Origin of the sequence: Streptomyces sp. NPDC019443 (genome assembly GCF_044389785.1) — a bacterium.
GTDB lineage: Bacteria > Actinomycetota > Actinomycetes > Streptomycetales > Streptomycetaceae > Streptomyces.
In genome coordinates this window covers 301,151-318,082 of sequence record NZ_JBIRYJ010000003.1, presented here as the reverse complement: position 1 = coordinate 318,082, position 16,932 = coordinate 301,151, and the positions used below count along the sequence as shown (strand labels likewise).

22 protein-coding genes are annotated in these 16,932 nt (G+C 69.5%); 16 read left to right on the top strand and 6 right to left on the bottom strand.

What is annotated here, in order from left to right; genetic code table 11:
- Positions 1-23: 23 nt before the first annotated feature.
- Positions 24-1,049, bottom strand: coding sequence for a PHP domain-containing protein (locus ACH492_RS11855; RefSeq protein WP_398985319.1), 1,026 nt, complete (start codon positions 1,047-1,049; stop codon positions 24-26).
- Positions 1,050-1,174: 125 nt separating this feature from the next.
- Here ACH492_RS11855 and ACH492_RS11850 point away from each other — a divergent pair, with 125 nt between their 5' ends.
- The 10 genes from ACH492_RS11850 (at position 1,175) to ACH492_RS11805 (ending at position 6,143) form a co-directional block, all read left to right on the top strand.
- Positions 1,175-1,507: a gas vesicle protein gene (locus ACH492_RS11850; protein WP_398985316.1), complete on the top strand. Its 333-nt coding sequence runs from the start codon at positions 1,175-1,177 to the stop codon at positions 1,505-1,507.
- A 17-nt stretch (positions 1,508-1,524) separates the two neighbouring features.
- The gene (locus ACH492_RS11845) at positions 1,525-1,947 is read left to right on the top strand and encodes a gas vesicle structural protein GvpA (RefSeq protein ID WP_398985314.1); all 423 of its coding nucleotides are present in this window, start codon (positions 1,525-1,527) and stop codon (positions 1,945-1,947) included.
- Positions 1,944-2,660, top strand: coding sequence for a GvpL/GvpF family gas vesicle protein (locus ACH492_RS11840; protein ID WP_398985312.1), 717 nt, complete (start codon positions 1,944-1,946; stop codon positions 2,658-2,660). Before ACH492_RS11845 ends, ACH492_RS11840 begins: the two co-directional genes overlap by 4 nt.
- Positions 2,661-2,663: 3 nt before the next feature.
- Positions 2,664-2,909, top strand: a complete 246-nt coding sequence (locus ACH492_RS11835) for a gas vesicle protein GvpG (protein WP_398985310.1) — start codon at positions 2,664-2,666, stop codon at positions 2,907-2,909.
- On the top strand, positions 2,906-3,262 hold the full coding sequence (locus tag ACH492_RS11830; RefSeq protein ID WP_398985308.1) for a gas vesicle protein: 357 nt from the start codon (positions 2,906-2,908) through the stop codon (positions 3,260-3,262). The genes ACH492_RS11835 and ACH492_RS11830 overlap by 4 nt, the downstream gene beginning before the upstream one ends.
- Entirely contained in the window at positions 3,259-4,020 is a 762-nt protein-coding gene (locus tag ACH492_RS11825) for a GvpL/GvpF family gas vesicle protein (protein ID WP_398985306.1), read from the top strand. The genes ACH492_RS11830 and ACH492_RS11825 overlap by 4 nt, the downstream gene beginning before the upstream one ends.
- On the top strand, positions 4,017-4,220 hold the full coding sequence (locus ACH492_RS11820; protein ID WP_398985304.1) for a gas vesicle protein: 204 nt from the start codon (positions 4,017-4,019) through the stop codon (positions 4,218-4,220). The genes ACH492_RS11825 and ACH492_RS11820 overlap by 4 nt, the downstream gene beginning before the upstream one ends.
- Positions 4,217-4,501, top strand: coding sequence for a gas vesicle protein K (locus ACH492_RS11815; protein ID WP_398985302.1), 285 nt, complete (start codon positions 4,217-4,219; stop codon positions 4,499-4,501). Before ACH492_RS11820 ends, ACH492_RS11815 begins: the two co-directional genes overlap by 4 nt.
- Before the next feature lie 107 nt (positions 4,502-4,608).
- Positions 4,609-4,860 carry a DUF5133 domain-containing protein gene (locus tag ACH492_RS11810; protein WP_398985300.1) on the top strand — a complete coding sequence of 84 codons (252 nt, stop codon included), beginning with the start codon at positions 4,609-4,611 and terminating at the stop codon, positions 4,858-4,860.
- Positions 4,861-4,919: 59 nt separating this feature from the next.
- Positions 4,920-6,143: an aromatic acid exporter family protein gene (locus ACH492_RS11805; protein ID WP_398985298.1), complete on the top strand. Its 1,224-nt coding sequence runs from the start codon at positions 4,920-4,922 to the stop codon at positions 6,141-6,143.
- A 2-nt stretch (positions 6,144-6,145) separates the two neighbouring features.
- On the opposite strand, the gene ACH492_RS11800 is transcribed toward ACH492_RS11805, so the two are convergent.
- On the bottom strand, positions 6,146-6,850 hold the full coding sequence (locus ACH492_RS11800) for an ANTAR domain-containing response regulator (RefSeq protein WP_398985296.1): 705 nt from the start codon (positions 6,848-6,850) through the stop codon (positions 6,146-6,148).
- Positions 6,851-6,911: 61 nt separating this feature from the next.
- Entirely contained in the window at positions 6,912-7,703 is a 792-nt protein-coding gene (locus ACH492_RS11795; RefSeq protein ID WP_398985294.1) for an RNA polymerase sigma factor SigF, read from the bottom strand.
- Positions 7,704-7,962: 259 nt separating this feature from the next.
- On the opposite strand from ACH492_RS11795, the gene ACH492_RS11790 reads away from it, so the two are divergent.
- On the top strand, positions 7,963-8,340 hold the full coding sequence (locus ACH492_RS11790) for a DUF2795 domain-containing protein (RefSeq protein WP_398985292.1): 378 nt from the start codon (positions 7,963-7,965) through the stop codon (positions 8,338-8,340).
- Between the two features lie 39 nt (positions 8,341-8,379).
- Here ACH492_RS11790 and ACH492_RS11785 read toward each other — a convergent pair whose 3' ends face one another.
- From ACH492_RS11785 to ACH492_RS11775, 3 genes are all read right to left on the bottom strand, one after another.
- Positions 8,380-9,186, bottom strand: coding sequence for a VOC family protein (locus ACH492_RS11785; protein WP_398985290.1), 807 nt, complete (start codon positions 9,184-9,186; stop codon positions 8,380-8,382).
- A gap of 124 nt (positions 9,187-9,310) precedes the next feature.
- On the bottom strand, positions 9,311-10,459 hold the full coding sequence (locus tag ACH492_RS11780; RefSeq protein ID WP_398985288.1) for a PAS domain-containing protein: 1,149 nt from the start codon (positions 10,457-10,459) through the stop codon (positions 9,311-9,313).
- A 66-nt stretch (positions 10,460-10,525) separates the two neighbouring features.
- Positions 10,526-10,831, bottom strand: a complete 306-nt coding sequence (locus ACH492_RS11775; RefSeq protein ID WP_398985286.1) for a DUF6479 family protein — start codon at positions 10,829-10,831, stop codon at positions 10,526-10,528.
- Between the two features lie 209 nt (positions 10,832-11,040).
- Between ACH492_RS11775 and ACH492_RS11770 the strand changes: the two genes are divergently transcribed.
- The 5 genes from ACH492_RS11770 (at position 11,041) to ACH492_RS11750 (ending at position 16,851) form a co-directional block, all read left to right on the top strand.
- Positions 11,041-11,310 (top strand): hypothetical protein, encoded by a 270-nt coding sequence (locus ACH492_RS11770; RefSeq protein WP_398985284.1) that lies wholly within the window; start codon positions 11,041-11,043, stop codon positions 11,308-11,310.
- 87 nt (positions 11,311-11,397) lie between these two features.
- On the top strand, positions 11,398-14,670 hold the full coding sequence (fdh, locus tag ACH492_RS11765; protein WP_398985282.1) for a formate dehydrogenase: 3,273 nt from the start codon (positions 11,398-11,400) through the stop codon (positions 14,668-14,670).
- Between the two features lie 17 nt (positions 14,671-14,687).
- Positions 14,688-15,524, top strand: coding sequence for a 4Fe-4S dicluster domain-containing protein (locus ACH492_RS11760; RefSeq protein ID WP_398986202.1), 837 nt, complete (start codon positions 14,688-14,690; stop codon positions 15,522-15,524).
- On the top strand, positions 15,521-16,459 hold the full coding sequence (gene nrfD, locus ACH492_RS11755) for an NrfD/PsrC family molybdoenzyme membrane anchor subunit (RefSeq protein WP_398985280.1): 939 nt from the start codon (positions 15,521-15,523) through the stop codon (positions 16,457-16,459). Before ACH492_RS11760 ends, nrfD begins: the two co-directional genes overlap by 4 nt.
- Entirely contained in the window at positions 16,456-16,851 is a 396-nt protein-coding gene (locus ACH492_RS11750) for a hypothetical protein (RefSeq protein WP_398985278.1), read from the top strand. Before nrfD ends, ACH492_RS11750 begins: the two co-directional genes overlap by 4 nt.
- Positions 16,852-16,932: the final 81 nt, after the last annotated feature.

Below are 16,932 nucleotides of genomic sequence, written 5' to 3'. Positions count from 1 at the left end.
TCGGGCGCGGCAGGGGCGGCCCGTCAGACGTACGGGCGGTCGCGCGATTGCGTCCAGGCGAGCAAGTCCGTTGCACCCCAGGTGTTGATCACCCGCTCAGGGGGCACCTCGCAGGCCTCCGCCCGGGCGCAGCCGAAGATCTGCCACTCGAGCTGTCCCGGCGCGTGGGCGTCCGTATCGATCGCGAAGAAGACCCCGGCCGCCACCGCGAGTCGAAGCAGCCGCAGCGGGGGATCCAGCCGCTCGGGCCGACTGTTGATCTCCACCGCGGTGCCGTGAGCGGCGCAGGCCGCGAAGACCGCTTCCGCGTCGAACTGCGACTCGGGCCGCCCCTTGCCGGTGACCAGCCGCCCCGTACAGTGCCCCAGCACATCGGCCAGCGGATTCTGTACGGCCTTGATCAGGCGCCGCGTCATGTCGGCTGATTTCATCCGCAGTTCGGAGTGGACCGAGGCGACCACCAGATCCAGCTCGTCGAGCAGCTCCGGTTCCTGGTCGAGCGAACCGTCCGCCAGAATGTCGCACTCGATGCCGGTCAGCAGCCGGAACGGTGCCCACTGCCGGTTCAACTCCGCCACGACGTCCAACTGCTCGCGCAGCCGCTCGGCGGACAGGCCGCGTGCGACGGTCAGCCGGGGTGAATGGTCGGTGAGCACCGCCCACTCGTGCCCCAACGCGGCAGCCGCAAGCCCCATCGCCTCGATGGAGCTGCCACCGTCCGACCAGTCAGAATGCAGATGACAGTCACCGCGCAGCAGCTGACGCAGCTGCTGTCCGCCCTCCGTCGGCACAGGGGGCGCCTCGCCTTCCAGCCGCTGAAGGTACTGCGGCACATCGCCGGTCAGCGACTCCCGCACGACTTGCGCCGTCTTCGGGCCGATACCTTTGACGGCCTCCAGCGAGCCCTCCGCCGCACGCCGGGCGATCTCGTCGTCGTCCATCTGCGCAAGGGCTGCGGCCGCGCTGCGGAAGGCACGCGCCCGATAGCTCTCCGCACCGGCGCGCTCCAGCAAAAACGCGATCCGTTCCAGAGCAGCGACGGGGCGCATCTTATCCCTCCGCACCGTTGGCGGTAGTCCCTTCCACTCTCCCCTGCCGGGCGCCCATCGGCACGCCGAGCCATGAGTTGAGGTTTGGAGCGGCTCGACTGTGTTACCCGCAGCGCCGAGGTGACATGGCCAATTCATCGCAGAACACAGCCAAGAAGGACCAGAGCGCGGCGGAAGAACTGAGCCCGCTGGAGGTGGCGCACCGAGCGCGCGCACAGCTGGCGGAGCTCACCGGGATGGAGGCCGACGGGGTCTCCTCGTTCACGGAGACCGACGCCGGCTGGTCGTTGGAGATCGAAGTGCTGGAACTGAGCCGGATCCCCGACACGACGAGCCTGCTTGCGACTTACGAGGTGACTCTCGACCCCCAGGGCGAGCTGACCGGTTACCGCAGGATCCGTCGCTACGTACGGGGGAGGGCGGACTCCGCAGGCCCGTCCCGCCCGCGACCCACATGACAAGGAGGCAGCCAACGATGACGGTTGTGCCGGCACAGCAGGCCGGAGGACCAAGTGGCAGCAGCAGTCTGTACGACGTCCTGGAACTCATCCTCGACCGAGGAATCGTGATCGACGCCTTTGTGCGCGTCTCGCTCGTAGGCATCGAGATTCTCAAGATCGACGTTCGGGTCGTGGTGGCCAGCGTCGACACCTACCTGCGGTTCGCCGAGGCGTGCAACCGCCTCGACCTGGAGGCGGGGCCCCGCAAGGACCCCGGCCTGCCCGACCTGGTGGGGGAGATCACCGAGTCCGGCGCCCGCGGCAAGTCCAAGGGCGCCCTGTCAGGCGCGGCACAGACCATCTCGGAAGCGTTCTCAAAGGATCACGACGAGGAGACCGAATCCAAACCGCGCGGCAGGCGCACCTCGTCCCGCAGCAGGAAGGAGGAGACGGAGTGAGTACGTACGTCTACGGCATCGCCAGGAGCACGCACCCGATCCCTCCGGAGCAGCTGGGCGGAGTCGGTGATCCGCCGCGGCCCGTGCGCGTCCTGCTGCAGGGCCGGCTCATGGCTCTAGTCAGCGATGCGCCCGAAACCCTGCGGCCCAAACGGCGCGATCTGCTCGCGCATCAGCACGTGATTCAGGAGGCGGGGGCGGAGGGCACCGTCCTTCCCCTGCGCTTCGGCGGCCTCTCGCCCGACGACGAGACACTGGCAGCCGTTCTCGCCGAGCGCGAGGACCACTATCTCGAGCGGCTTGGGGCCCTCGACGGCAAGTGCGAATACAACGTGAAGGCCTCCCACGACGAGCAGTCTGTCCTGCGCCGAGTGCTCGCGGACGACCCCGAGCTGCGGGCCATGGTCGAGGCGGGCCAGTCCGGCGGCGACGATTCGTACGAGGGGAAGCTGCAGCTCGGTGAGCGGATCGCGTCCGCCGTGCGGCTGCGCGAGGCCCAGGACGCCGATCTGCTGAGGGCGATGCTGGAAGGCGCGGCCGAGGAGGTCAGTGCCGGTCCGCAGAGCACCGGCTGGCTGACGAACCTCTCATTCCTCGTGGACGGCGAGCACATCGCGGAGTTCGTGGCGGCCGTCGAAGCCGTACGGCAGGAACAGCCGCACCTCGTACTGACCGTGACCGGGCCGCTTCCGCCGTACAGCTTCGTGGAGTGACCCATGGGCCTGCTGGGAGAGCTGCTGCTCCTGCCCACAGCCCCTGTGCGCGGCACCGCGTGGGTGCTGCGCCAGGTGGTTGCGGAAGCGGAGCGGCGGTACTACGACCCGTCGGTCGTCCAGGCCGAACTCGCCCGTCTCGCCGAGCGGTTCGAGGCGGGGGAGATCGACGACGCCGAATTCGACCGCCGCGAGGACGAACTCCTCGACCGGCTGGAGACCATTCAGAACAGAAGGCAGACACGATGAACAACCGGCAACTCGAAGGGGTCGCCGGCGGCCTGCCCAGTGCGTACCGCTCCTCTGACGGTGCGAATCTCGCCGACATTCTCGAGCGCGTCCTCGACAAGGGGATTGTCATCGCCGGCGACATTCGCATCAACCTCCTGGACATCGAACTCCTGACGATCAAACTCCGCCTCGTCGTCGCTTCCGTGGACAAGGCCAAGGAGATGGGAATCGACTGGTGGGAGGACGATCCCGCCCTTTCCTGTGGCGCGCGCCGCAGTGAACTGGCCGTGGAGAACGAGCGATTGCAGCGCCGCATCGCCGAACTGGAATCGGTCCCCGGGACCCGGAGCGAACGCAGGGATCCAGGATGAACGAATTGCGCTACGTCTACGCCGTCACCCGCCACTTCGACGGGGCGCTGCCCGAAGACCTCCGCGGCGTCGTCGGCGAGCCACCGCGTCTGCTGTCCCACGGCGACCTCGTCGCGGTCGTGTCCTCGGTGTGCGCCGACGACTTCGACGAGATCCCGCTCCGCGCCCGGCTCGAGGACCTCGACTGGCTGACCGGGACCGCCCGCGCCCACCAGGCCGTGGTCGCGGCCCTCACCTCGGTCACCTGCCCGCTGCCGCTCCGGCTCGCCACCGTCTGCCGGGACGACAGCGGGGTGCGCCGGCTGCTCGACGCGGGGCGCGACCGGTTCGTACGCACCCTGGAGCGGCTCGACGGGCGCGTCGAATGGGGCGTGAAGGTGTACGCCGAGACACCCGTGCGTGAGGCGGACGGCCCGGCGAACCCCGCACCCACCGGCCGTGACTATCTGCGTCGGCGCCTGAGTGAGCGCCGTTCCCGCGAAGGAACCTGGGAGCTGGCGGACGCGGTGTCGCGGCGACTGCACGGGGAACTCTCCCGGCGGGCAGAGGCCGGAGTGCTGCACCGGCCGCAGCAGGCCCAACTCTCCAAAGCCCCCGGCCACAACGTCCTCAACGCCGCCTATCTCGTCCAGCGCGCGGACAGCACGGCCTTCGTCGAGTGCCTGGACCGGCTCCGTCCCGACCGGCCGGGCCTGCGGGTCGAACTGACCGGCCCCTGGGCCCCGTACTCCTTCGCGGGCGAGGAGGGAGACCGATGACGGTCACCGGGCCGACACTGCTTGCCCAGCGCGATATCGCGCTGGTGGATCTGCTCGACCGGCTGCTCGCCGGAGGCGTGGTGATCACCGGGAACCTCACTCTGCGGATAGCGGACGTCGATCTCGTACGGATCGACCTCAACGCCCTGATCAGCTCCGTCAGCGCCCGGGTCCCGTCCCTGTGGGAGGAGTCCCCGTGAGCGCCCCGCGCAGGCTGGACCTGGACCCCGACACGGTCGAACGCGACCTCGCGAAGCTCGTCCTGACCGTGGTGGAACTGCTCCGCCAGCTCATGGAGCGCCAGGCGCTGCGCCGGGTCGACCAAGGCGACCTGAGCGAGGACCAGGAGGAGCGGATCGGACTGACCCTGATGCTGCTCGAAGACCGCATGGACGTACTTCGGGACACATTCGGGCTTGAGCCGGGGGACCTCAACATCGATCTGGGGCCGCTTGGACCGCTGCTGCCAAGGGCCGAATAGGCTATCGTCACTGAAAGTAATCATACGGATGGCGGACGTGACCGCCGCGGATCAGAATGAGTGCCGGCCCGACTACCTGCTGGTGGTCCCATTCCGGGAGGGCACTGATGTTGATGCCTGACGCAGATGTGATCGCAAGGGTGATGGCCCGCTACCGGGCCCAGGAACACCTCGTTCTGGCCGCCCCGCACGACCGGATCGCCCGAAGGCGCTTCGAGGACACCGCCTATACGTTGTGTGTGCTGATGGGCGAGCGTACGGCCCGTGAAGCGATGCTTGCGGCGGAACGCTACCTCGGTCGCGTACGGCCGACCCCGCAGCCCGCCAAGAGCCCCACCGGCACCTCCAGGCGGCGCTGACCCGGGCGCGCTCACGGCCAGGCAGGTCTGCCCTGCTGACGAGCGGGAAGGACCAACGGGTGCGTGATGTCCGTGATTCACTAAGAGCGCGGCTGGCTCAGCTCGCCAGGGACCCCGCCGTCGCCCAGACGGTTCGTTCCACCGCGGCCGCGACCATCTCCTACGTCGTCGCCCTGCAGCTGAGCAGCGAACCGGCTCCCCTCACCGCTCCCTTGACCGCCCTGCTCGTCGTCCAGGTCACCCTCTACTCCACGCTCACCACAGGCGTCCGGCGGGTGAACTCCGTCGTCGCCGGTGTGCTGCTCGCCATCGGCTTCAGCGCGCTCGTCGGACTCACCTGGTGGAGCCTCGGCCTGATCATCCTGGCCTCCCTGATCGTGGGCCGGATCGTGCGCGTGAGCGAGTTCGTTCCAGAGGTCGCGATCAGCGCCATGCTCGTCCTCGGAGTGACGAGGGTGGGGGACACCGCCTGGGACCGGGTGCTGGAGACGCTGATCGGCGCCGTGGTCGGCCTGTTGTTCAACTTTCTGTTCGTGCCCCCGGTATGGGTCGGCACGGCGGGCGATTCCATCCAGGACCTGGCCCGGCGTATGCGCCGACTGCTGCTGAGCATCGGCGAGCAACTGCGCAGCCCCACTCCGGTGGAGCGCGCCGCCGCCCATCTGCACGAAGCGCGTCGTCTCGACAACGACATCGCCGACGTCGACGCGGCGCTCCGTCAGGCTGAGGACAGCCTCCGTCTCAACCCCCGGGTCAAGGAAGGACTGCTGCACCGCGTCGTCCTGCGTACCGGACTCGACACCCTCGAGATCTGCGCGGTCGTCCTGCGCGTACTGGCCAGGACATTCACCGACCTCGCCAAGAAACGCGAAGAGGAAGCCCTGTTCCCGCACGAGGTGGCAGTCGCCGTCGAGGAACTGCTCGCTCATGTGGCGGACACCCTCGTCAGCTTCGCGGTCCTGGTCACCACGCAGGTGAGCGAGAGCGCCGAGGCAGCGGAAGCCCGGCTGGCCGGGGAGCTCGCGGCAGCGGCCGTCAAACGCGAGGAGGTGGCGCAGCTGCTGCTCCGGGACATTCAGCGGCACCCCAGCCAGTGGCAGCTGCAAGGCGCGCTGCTCACCGAGATCGACCGGATCCTGGACGAGCTGGATACGGAACATCGCTCCCGGCGCCTGATGGAGGAGCTGGACCGTGTCACACGGGAGCAGCATGAACGGTATCCCCGGCTGGCAGCGTTCGGTAAATGGATACTGGGGAAGCGCCGTCGCAGGGCCGCAGACTGAGGCTACGGGGGCGGGGCGAGTCCGGGCAGTTCCTTCTCGAGGCCGTTCCCCATGTTGCGTACGACGGCTTCGGCAACCTCCGCCAGCTTGCGGTTGCTGCGCTGTGAGAGACGACGGAGCATCCCGAACGCCTCCGCGGGACCGCACCCCATGACATGCATCAGAATGCCGCTCGCCTGGTCGATGACCGGGCGTGAGCGCAGCGCGCTCTCCAATTGGTCCACCTCGGCGAGAGCGGCCCGGTAGTAGTGGTCGCGCACCAGCCCCTCCGCGAAGTGTTCGCCGAGGATGTACACGGGCTGGTGGGAGACCTGGACGAACGCGCCGGGCTGGAAGCTGTACAGGCTGAGCGTCACCTCGAGTTCGGTCCGGCCGAACGGCATCGTCACGCTGGACCTGATGCCTGAATCGAGGGCGACGGCGCGATAGTCGGGCCAGCGGTCCTCGGTCAGCAGGTCTTGAGCACTCACGGGCTCGCCCGCGTCCAGTGCGCTCGGCGTAGGCCCCTCGCCCGACGCCAGCTCCACCGAGAGCAGCGCCGTCAGATCCGGGTGCGTGGCCGTCGAGCGACGGTCCGAGCTGCCGTTCGCGACGGTGGCTACGGCTCCGCAGCACGCGTTCGCGCAGTGCATCGCCTGCTCGGTGAATTTCGACAGCTCACGGGCTGTTGAAGCGGGGTCGGCTGTGAATTCCGGTGCGGGCGGCATGGCGTAGTTCCTCCTTCCGGGATGCGGTTGCCCGTCCTGTTTGCCGGGAAACCCCGCCCGGCTACGCGGCGTCCTGCATGACCTGTTCTCGCAGGTGGTCGCAGCAGCGGCTGATCAGCCGCGATACGTGCATCTGCGATATACCGAGGCTCTCGGCGATGCTGCTCTGTGTCATGTCGCGGAAGAACCGCAGGTAGAGGATCTGCTGTTCTCGTTCGGGCAGTCGGCTCAGCCCCGGCTTGACCGCTTCCCGGTCGACGACCACGTCGAGCGCCGGGTCGGCGGTACCGAGGGTGTCGCGCAGCGCGTAGCCGTCGTCCGAGCCGGGCAGCTCGGCGTCGAGGGAGAGAGCGGTGAAGCTGTCGAGCGCGTCGAGCCCCACGCGCACCTCATCCTCCGTCATTCCGGCGTGCTCCGCGATCTCGGCGTTGGTGGGGGCGCGGCCGGGGATCGTCTGGGCGAGGTCCTGGCGGGCGAACCGAACCCGGTTTCGCAGGTCCTGGACCCGGCGCGGCACATGGAGGGTCCACATATGGTCCCGGAAATGGCGCTTGACCTCGCCCACCACGGTCGGCACGGCGTAGCTCTCGAAGGCGTTGCCGCGGGCGGGGTCGTAGCCGTCGACGGCCTTGACCAGGCCGAGAGCCGCGACCTGCTTGAGGTCTTCGATGTTTTCTCCCCGGTTGCGGAAGCGGCCGGCGAGCCGGTCCGCCATGGGCAACCAGGCACAGATGATTTCCTGACGGACTTGGTCACGCTCGGGCCCGTCGGGCAGAGCGGCCATCCTGCGGAAGGCGTTCGCGGTATCGGGGGCATCGGAGTGCGGGTGCTTGGAGTGTGCGTTGGTGCGCATGATGCTCGGAGCTCCCTGAGAGGTCTCTGTCGCCGGTGTGGGGCTTGCTCTCACCGTGGGAGACCGGGCGGGCAGGACACGCCCGGAGCCTTCGCTCCCACGGGCGTGCCTCCTGTCCGAAGCACACGACGCATCTGCCCGCCTCCATGGCACGGAAACGTGTGCGGTCGCACCGGCTCGAAATGCTCGCTCAGCTGGTGTTACCGGTGGCAGATCGGGTATGCGGAGCGGACCAGTCCCAGCCCTCTAGGAGGGAAACATGCAGCGAGGCAGCGACCGTCTCAGCGCCCGCAGAGATGACGAGATGAAGCATGAACTGCAGGGGCTGCTCCGGTCAGGACACCCCACCCGGGTAGAGGAGTGGCACGACCCCGAGCCCGCCGCGGACGACGACCCGGACATCGCATCGGGTCCGGTGCCCTCGCGCGGCTCACTCGGGCCAGAGGAGGCGCTGCGGGTCGAGCTGGCCCGGCACCTGGGCCGTACGGCCTTCCCCGCCAGGCCTCGGGAACTGGCGGAGGCCCTGGAGCGGCACCACGCCCCCGACCGACTCGTCGAGCTCGTTCGCGAGCTGCCGGCGCAGGGGACGTACCGGACTGCTCATGAGGTCGTCAGCGCACTGGCCAGGCACCGATAGGCGGCCCGACGGCGGGCAGCCCTGGACAATGTGACATGACTACGCCCTGGAAGTGACGGTGAACATCGCGCCCTCGGCGTCGCGCAGCGTCGCCTCCGAGCCATGGTCCGTGGAACTACGGGCCAGCACCTCGCCGCCGTTGTGCCGTGCCGCCTGGACGGTTGCTTCCACGTCGGCAACGGGGAAGTAGACGTGCCAGCGGGGCCGGATCATGGGGTCCGGGGCCGCTTCCGCCGCGCCGGAGCTCAGACGTGCGACCACGAGCCCTTCGTGGCGCAGCACGACCTCCTCCTGCTCGTAGTCGACCTGGCAGCAGCCGGCCTTGTTGGACGCCCAGTCGAAGACCTCTCCGTAGAAGATCGCGGCGTCGAAGGCGTTCCGGGTGCGCAGGTGCACCCAGGCGGGTGCATTCTTGCGCCAGGTCAGCCAGTCGGGGATGAGCTCTCCCTCCCAGATGCCGAAGACGGCGCCGTCCCGGTCCGCCGCCAGCGCGCCACGTCCCACGGACAGGCTGAGTGGCCCCACCGCGACGGTGGCGCTGCGTTCCCGGATACGGGCCGCTGTCTCATCCGCATTGGCGACCGCGAAGTACGGAGTCCAGCCGCCCGGGGCCTGCAGGGCGGCGTCGAGCACGCCGATACCGGCGACCGGCGCGCCGTCTGACAGGGCGAGGCTGAACTCGGCGCCGAGTTTCGCTCGGCGGAACCGCCACCCGAGGACCGCGCCGTAGAAATTCTGCGCGTCCTGCATGTTGCGTGCCATCAGGGTGATCCAGCACGGGGCACCGAACACCTCATGGCTTGATGTCACACCTGCGGACGTTGCCGCCGCTGATTTCTTGTCCATCTCAATCAGTGTCCCGATCGAAGGAGAGCATCACGGGGCAGAAACGCCCGACACGCTCTGCCTCACCCCCAGCGCCATCCTCCCCCTGGGCAGCCATGCCCGCGAGCCCATGCGGATCCCGGGGTCATTCGGGCCGTCGCATCGCCAGGGCGATGTGGTGGGAGATGACGTCGATGACGCGGGCCTCGGCCAGGGAGAAGGCGAGTCTCGTGCCGGTCCGGAAGAGCGTCAGTACGCCGAGTACGGGGCCGCCGTCCTGCGGGCCCCGCAGCGGCACGCAGAGCAGGGACGTCACCTCTGCCTGGAGGAGGACCGATGTGCCGGTGTCGTCGCGGCCGAAGCATTCCAGGTCGTCCGGCCGTACCTGGAGTGCCGCCGATCCGCTCCGCGCGGTCTCCACCACAAGGGGGCAGGCCGCCGGGTCCTGGTCCGTGATCGTCTTCAGCAGAGCCTGTGCCCCCGCTCCGGTGGGGCCGAGCACCGTCCTGCGTCTGAGCGGGCCGTCGGCGAACAGGTCGGCGATCACCCAGTCCGCGAACCGGCCGTCCAGCACCGAGGCGGCCGTGGCGAGGGTCCCCTCCGGGTCCGTGACCGGGCCGCTCAGCAGAGCCGTTGTCATGCTGTCGAGGAGGTCCATCAGCTCGGCATGCCGCGTCGCCTCGGCCAGGTCGGGCAACCGCGGGCGCGCGCCGGCCACGGAGCGGGCCTTCCGCCCGGTGCGGACGGCGTCGCTCTGGAACACCACCAGGACGGCCGGGTGCGGTTCGTTCGCCGTACGAAGAGCGGTGAGGGTGGCCAGCAGTGGCTCGCTGGGCCGCTGCTGCAGGTGCACCCGCAGGCTGCGGTCGCCCTCCCCGCGTGCCACCGCAGCCGCCTGCGACCGCAGGGCCGCCCGGTCGCCCGGGCGCAGCAGGCCCGTCAGCGGCCGGCCTGCCGCATGGCCCGCGCGGACACCTGTCAGTTCTGTCGCGGCCGCGTTCATGCGCCTCACCACCGTGTCACCGCCGGTCAGGGCCACGGGCACGGGCAGCCGCTGAAATACGGCCTTGAGCAGCTGCTCCTCCGCCCGGTCCGCGGAGGCTTTGCCAGGGCCCTGCGCTGCCAGCCGCTCGTACCTCGGCCAGAGATTCTCGGCGACGTGCTGCAGTTCGAAGAGAGCCGCATCAAGAAGAGTGTGCTGCTCCTGCAGCGGCAGACCACGCGCGGCCCTCAGCTCCCCCACGCGTGTGACGAAATCCGCAAGGTCCTCACCAAACTCATCCGTCTGCGTCATAAGTGAAAGCTAACCGACAGGCGGGTCACCCGACGGACCGGGCCGAAAGCATGCGGTGCCGGGGCGTCAGCTCCCGTGTCCGCCGCTGCCGAAAGCTCCACCGCTGTCGTCATCGTGCGACGGCCGCTTCTCGCGGGCGGGCCGGGAGCCCATGTTTCCGTAGCCATGGAGTTCGTGCGGGCCGAGACGGTCGCCCTCCGCCCCGAAATCGTCGGGCTCGCGTGCTTCCTCGGTGTGCGCACGGTGCTTGGGGTGCCGAGGCTGCTCCTCCAGATACGGCGGCTGGGCGCGCTTCCTGCGACTGTCCCACCAGACCAGCCAGATCAGCGTCACGACGAGCCCGATCCCGACGACGTACAGAGTTGTCCACATCAGGTCCTCCTCGGTAGGTCCTCCTCGGTCCGCGTACTCATCGAGTACCCCCCTCGACCTGATTAGTCATTTCCGTCATCCATGTGATCCGGCCCGAGCCCGCGCCGGTGCTTGCCCCGGCCTTCGCTGCCGGTCGCCGCCCACCTCGGCGTCCGGTTGATTCCCGCCAAGAAGGGCACTCGTCTCCTCCGCACGGATGGGAGGACGCCATGACTGGCCACCGGCCGAAAGACCAGAAAGACCAGAAAGACCACACGGATACCGACACCCCGGTGCCGCGGGACCCGCCCGATCAGCAGCAGCCGCAGGACGGCGACGACGCGCTCGACGCACCCCGCCCCGACGAGCTCGACGAGCAGACGAACGAGCCCGACCAGAGCATCCCCGACATGGACGAGACGGGGGCCGGCCGCCGTGGTGCGCCCCGCAGCGGCGGCGTACACCCCGAACAGCCGATCCCGGACGAACCCTCCGGCTGAAGCCCGGTCGCACACCGACGGTCACCGGGGGAGTCTTGTGGTGACACCCCTGCGAGACCCAAGACCGCAGACTGCTGGAGGAAGCGAATGGGTGTGCTCGAACCGATCCGCCACTGGCCTGTCTACCGGCAGCTCACCGGCTCCGACCCGCTGGGCCGAGGCCGGGCCGTCACGTCGGCCCGCACGGAGCGGCTCCGCCCGCGGACGGGGACCGCCGACCGGGTCGTGCGGTCCGTCTGCCCCTACTGCGCCGTCGGCTGCGGCCAGCAGGTCTACGTCAAGGACGACCGTGTCGTACAGATCGAGGGGGACCCGGACTCGCCCGTCAGCCGCGGACGGCTGTGCCCCAAAGGATCCGCGACACTCCAGCTCACCACCGGCTCCGCCCGCCTTCACCAGGTGCTGTACCGGGCTCCGTACGCGACCGACTGGACACAGCTCGACCTGGAGACGGCAATGGACATGGTCGCCGACCGGGTCGTCGAGACCAGGCGGCGGACCTGGGAGTGGGAGTACGAGGGGCTGCGCACCGCGCGCACGCTCGGGATCGCGAGCCTGGGCGGCGCCACCCTCGACAACGAGGAGAACTACCTGATCAAGAAGTTGCTGACCGGCCTCGGCGTGATCCAGGTGGAGAACCAGGCCCGGGTCTGCCACAGCTCGACCGTCGCCGGTCTCGGCACCTCGTTCGGCCGAGGCGGCGCGACCACCTTCATGCAGGACCTCCAGCACTCCGACTGCATCGTCATCCAGGGCTCCAACTACGCCGAGGCGCACCCGGTCGGCTTCCAATGGGTCATGGAGGCCAAGGCGCGCGGGGCCCGCATCATCCATGTCGACCCCCGCTACACGCGCACCAGTGCCCTTGCCGACCTGCATGTGCCGATCCGGGCGGGCAGCGACATCGCCTTCCTCGGCGGGATCATCAACCATGTCCTCTCCGAGGAGAAGGACTTCCGGGAGTACGTCCTGGCGTACACCAACGCCGCCACGCTGGTCGGCGAGAACTTCCGCGACACCGAGGACCTCGACGGTGTCTTCTCCGGGCTGGACGAGGACAGGCACCACTACGACCCGCTGAGCTGGCAGTACGAAGGAACCGACGTCCAGGCGCCCACCGGCGAGGTCGACGAGCAATACGAGCAGCGCGTGCAGGACCCCGACGCCCACGACCGGCTGCACGCCGCCGGCGCAGCCGAGACACACGGCTCCGGCGGTGCACAGGCGGGCCACCGGGCGCCACGCGACGAAACGCTCCAGCACCCGCGCTGCGTGTACCAGGTCCTGAAGCGCCACTACGCCCGCTACACCCCGGAGTTGGTGGAGCAGACCTGCGGCGTCCCCCGCGACACCTTCCTCGACGTCTGCGAGGCCCTCACCTCCAATTCCGGCCGCGAACGCACCAGCGCCTTCGTCTACGCGGTGGGCTGGACCCAGCACACGGTGGGAGCTCAGTACATCCGGGCCGCAAGCGTGCTCCAGCTCCTCCTCGGCAACATCGGCCGCCCCGGCGGCGGCATCCAGGCCCTGCGCGGCCACGCCTCCATCCAGGGCTCGAGCGACATCCCCACCCTCTTCAACCTGCTGCCCGGCTATCTGCCGATGCCGCACGCGCACGCCCACGAGGACCTGGACGCCTACGTCGAGGCGAGCCGCACCGACAAGGGCTTCTGGGGCCACATGCGGGCCTACACAGTCAGCCTGCTCAAGGCCTACTTCGGCGACGCGGCCACCGAGGAGAACGACTACTGCTTCGAGCACCTGCCGCGGCTGACCGGATCCCACAGCACGTACGAGACCGTCATGGCCCAGCTCGACGGAGTGTGCAAGGGCTACTTCCTCATGGGCGAGAACCCGGCCGTCGGCTCGGCCAACACCCGGCTCCAGCGGCTGGGCATGGCGCAGTTGGAGTGGCTGGTCGTAAGGGACTTCTCGCTGATCGAGTCCGCGACATGGTGGCAGGACGGGCCGGAGACCGAGACCGGCGAGATGCGCACCGAGGACATCGGTACCGAGGTGTTCTTCTTCCCGGCTGCCTCGCACACCGAGAAGTCCGGCTCGTTCACCAACACCAATCGCTGGCTTCAGTGGCACCACGCCGCCGTAGAGCCCGAGGGCGACGCACGCAGCGACCTGTGGTTCATGTACCACCTGGGCCGTCGCATCAAGGCGAAACTGGCCGCGTCCACCGACCCGATGGATCGGCCCGTACAGGATCTGACCTGGGACTATCCGGTGGACGGGCCGCTGGATGAACCCATCGCTGCCGCAGTCCTGGCCGAAATCAACGGGCACGGGCCCGACGGCGCGCCGCTTTCGGCATACACGGAACTCAAAGACGACGGCTCGACCCGGTGCGGCTGCTGGATCTACTGCGGTGTGTACGCGGACGGCGTCAACCAGGCCGCCCGCCGCAAGCCGCACACCGAACAGGACTGGATCGCCGCCCAATGGGCCTGGTCCTGGCCCGCCAACCGTCGCATCCTCTACAACCGGGCGTCCGCGGCGCCGGACGGCACACCATGGAGCGCACGCAAGGCGCTCGTCTGGTGGGACGAGGCCGACGCGCAGTGGACCGGGCACGACATCCCCGACTTCCTGCCTGACCGCGCCCCCGACTACGTACCGCCCGAGGAAGCCAGCGGACCGGACGCGCTGCGCGGCGACGACCCGTTCATCATGCAGGCCGACGGCAAGGGCTGGCTGTACGCACCCGCAGGCCTCGAGGACGGCCCGCTGCCCACGCACTACGAGCCGCAGGACTCGCCCTTCACCAATGCCCTGTACCCGTCGGTCTCCCGTTCTCCGGTACGGCAGTTGCACCCGAGGGAGGGCAACCGGTACCACCCCAGCGGGGACGAACCGGGCTCCGACGTCTATCCGTACGTCGTCACCACCCACCGGCTGACCGAGCACTTCACCGCGGGCGGCATGAGCCGCTGGTCGCCGTACCTCTCCGAACTGCAGCCCGAGTTCTTCTGCGAACTGTCCCCGCAGCTCGCCGCCGAGCGCGGTCTGGAGCACGGCGGCTGGGCCACGATCATCACCGCCCGCAATGCCGTCGAAGCGCGCGTGCTGGTGACCGAGCGGATCAAACCCCTGACCGTGCACGGCCGTACGGTCCACCAGATCGGCCTGCCCTTCCACTGGGGACCCAACGGCGTCGCCACCGGCGACGCGGTCAATGAACTCGTCGCCATCGCCCTCGACCCCAACGCCCACATCCAGGAGGACAAGGCGCTCACCGCCGACATCCGCCCCGGACGGCGGCCGCGCGGACCGGATCTGCCGAAACTCGTCGCCGAATACCGCCGCATGGCGGGCATCACCGAGACGACCGGAACGGAGGCTGCGAAGTGACCGCCGAACAGGAGCGCATGGGCTTCTTCACGGACACCTCCGTCTGCATCGGGTGCAAGGCGTGCGAGGTCGCGTGCAAGGAGTGGAACGCCATCCCGGAGGACGGGCTGTCGCTGACCGGGATGTCGTACGACAACACCGGGGGGCTCGGGGCGTCGACCTGGCGGCATGTGGCGTTCATCGAGCAGCCGGCGCCTGACGGGCGCACCGAACTCCCACTCGCCGACGGCGGCAGCGGCCAGGCCGAACGGCCGCCCGCCGAGGGCGAGTTCCGCTGGCTGATGTCCTCGGACGTCTGCAAACACTGCACGCACGCCGCCTGCCTGGACGTGTGCCCGACCGGTTCGCTCTTCCGGACCGAGTTCGGCACGGTCGTCGTCCAGGAGGACATCTGCAACGGCTGCGGCTACTGCGTTCCGGCGTGCCCCTACGGCGTGATCGAGCAACGGCCCGCAGACGGCCGCGCCTTCAAATGCACCATGTGCTACGACCGCCTCGGCGCCGGCCAGGAGCCGGCCTGCGCCAAGGCATGCCCGACCGAGTCGATCCAGTTCGGCCCCCTGGACGAACTGCGCGAACGAGCCGCGCTGCGGGTCGACCAGCTGCAGGCGAGCGGAGTGAGCGACGCCCGGCTGTACGGGCACGATCCGCAGGACGGCGTCGGAGGCGACGGCGCGTTCTTCCTCCTGCTGGACGAGCCGGAGGTCTACGGACTGCCACCGGACCCGGTGGTCACCACGCGCGATCTCCCCACGATGTGGAAGCACGCGGGCGCCGCGGCGCTCGCCCTGGCAGGCAGCTTCGCGCTTTCGTTCGCGCTCCCCGCGATGACCGGACGGAAGGTACGCCGATGAAGCGCCGCGGCGAGCAACTGATGGTGCCACGGGCCGAGTTCGACTCGTACTACGGAAAGCCCGTCATCAAGGCGCCGGCCTGGGCAGCGCGTGACATCGCCGGATACTTCTTCCTCGGCGGGCTCGCCGGTGCCGGATCGGTGCTGGCGGCGGGCGCGCACCTGACGGGCCGAACCTGCACCGCGACCGCGATGAAGGTCTCTTCGCTCGCCGCCGTGTCCCTCTCGGCGGCCGCACTTGTCCACGACCTCGGCATGCCCGGCCGATTCGCCCACATGCTGCGTGTCATCAAGCCGACCTCACCCATGAGCGTCGGATCCTGGCTTCTGACGGCGTACGGACCCGCTGCCGGGGCGGCTGCCACCAGCGCGGTCACCGGACGGCTGCCGCGGATCGGAGCCACGGCCACCGCGGGCGCGGCGGTGCTGGGACCGGCGCTCGCCGCCTACACCGCAGTCCTCGCGGCCGACACCGCCGTACCGGCCTGGCACGGCGCGCACCGCGAACTGCCGTACGTCTTCGCCGCGTCGGCGACCGCGGCAGCCTCCGGGATGGCCCTGGTGCTGGGCCCCCGGCACGAGACGGCGCCGGCCCGGTGCGCGGCCGCACTGGCCGCCGTGGCCGAGGCGACGGCCGCCGAGGCCGCCCGGCGGCGGCTCGGCATGGTCGCCGAAACCTGGCGCGAGGGACACGCCGGCATACTGCTGCGCTCCGCCCGGCTGCTCACCGCGGCCGGCGCGGTGGGCGCCGTACTCCTCGGCCATCGCAGCCGGCCGGCCGCTGTCGCGAGCGGCCTCGCGCTCCTCGCTGGCTCGGCCTGCACACGTTTCGGGGTCTTCGCCGCAGGCATCGCCTCCGCAGAGGACCCCCGGTACACCGTCGGCCCCCAGCGGGCGGCCCTTGAACAGCGTTCGGAGAGGCAGGAACCACGGTGAACAGCACACAGCAGCCCACGACGCCGGTCACGGTGACGCTCAGCGGTTGCTCGAAGGAGGACGCGGACACCGTCTTTCGCGTACTGGGGCAGACATTCGCCTCGGACCGGGCTGACGATGACGCCCCGCAGTACACGCCCCACCCGCATCTGAGCGTATGGACCGCGACCTTCGACGTGGCGCCCGCACACGCTCCGGACAGGCCGCCGACCGATCCGGACAAGCCCGCGCGGCTCACCGCTGCCCTCCAGGTCGGAATCCAGGGCGGCTACTGGGCGGTGGACCGGACGAGGGACGCGCTCGCCGTCGTGTTCGAGGTGACCGAAGAGGGCATGGCCGCCGGCGATCAGGAGAAGGACGTCCAGCTGCGGCTGGAGAGCGGAGGCCGGTAGGGGTAGCGGTAGCCCGGCCGGACTCCGGCCCCTTCCCGCGTTGCGGGACCCTCCGTACCGCGCGAATGTCGAAGGATCCAG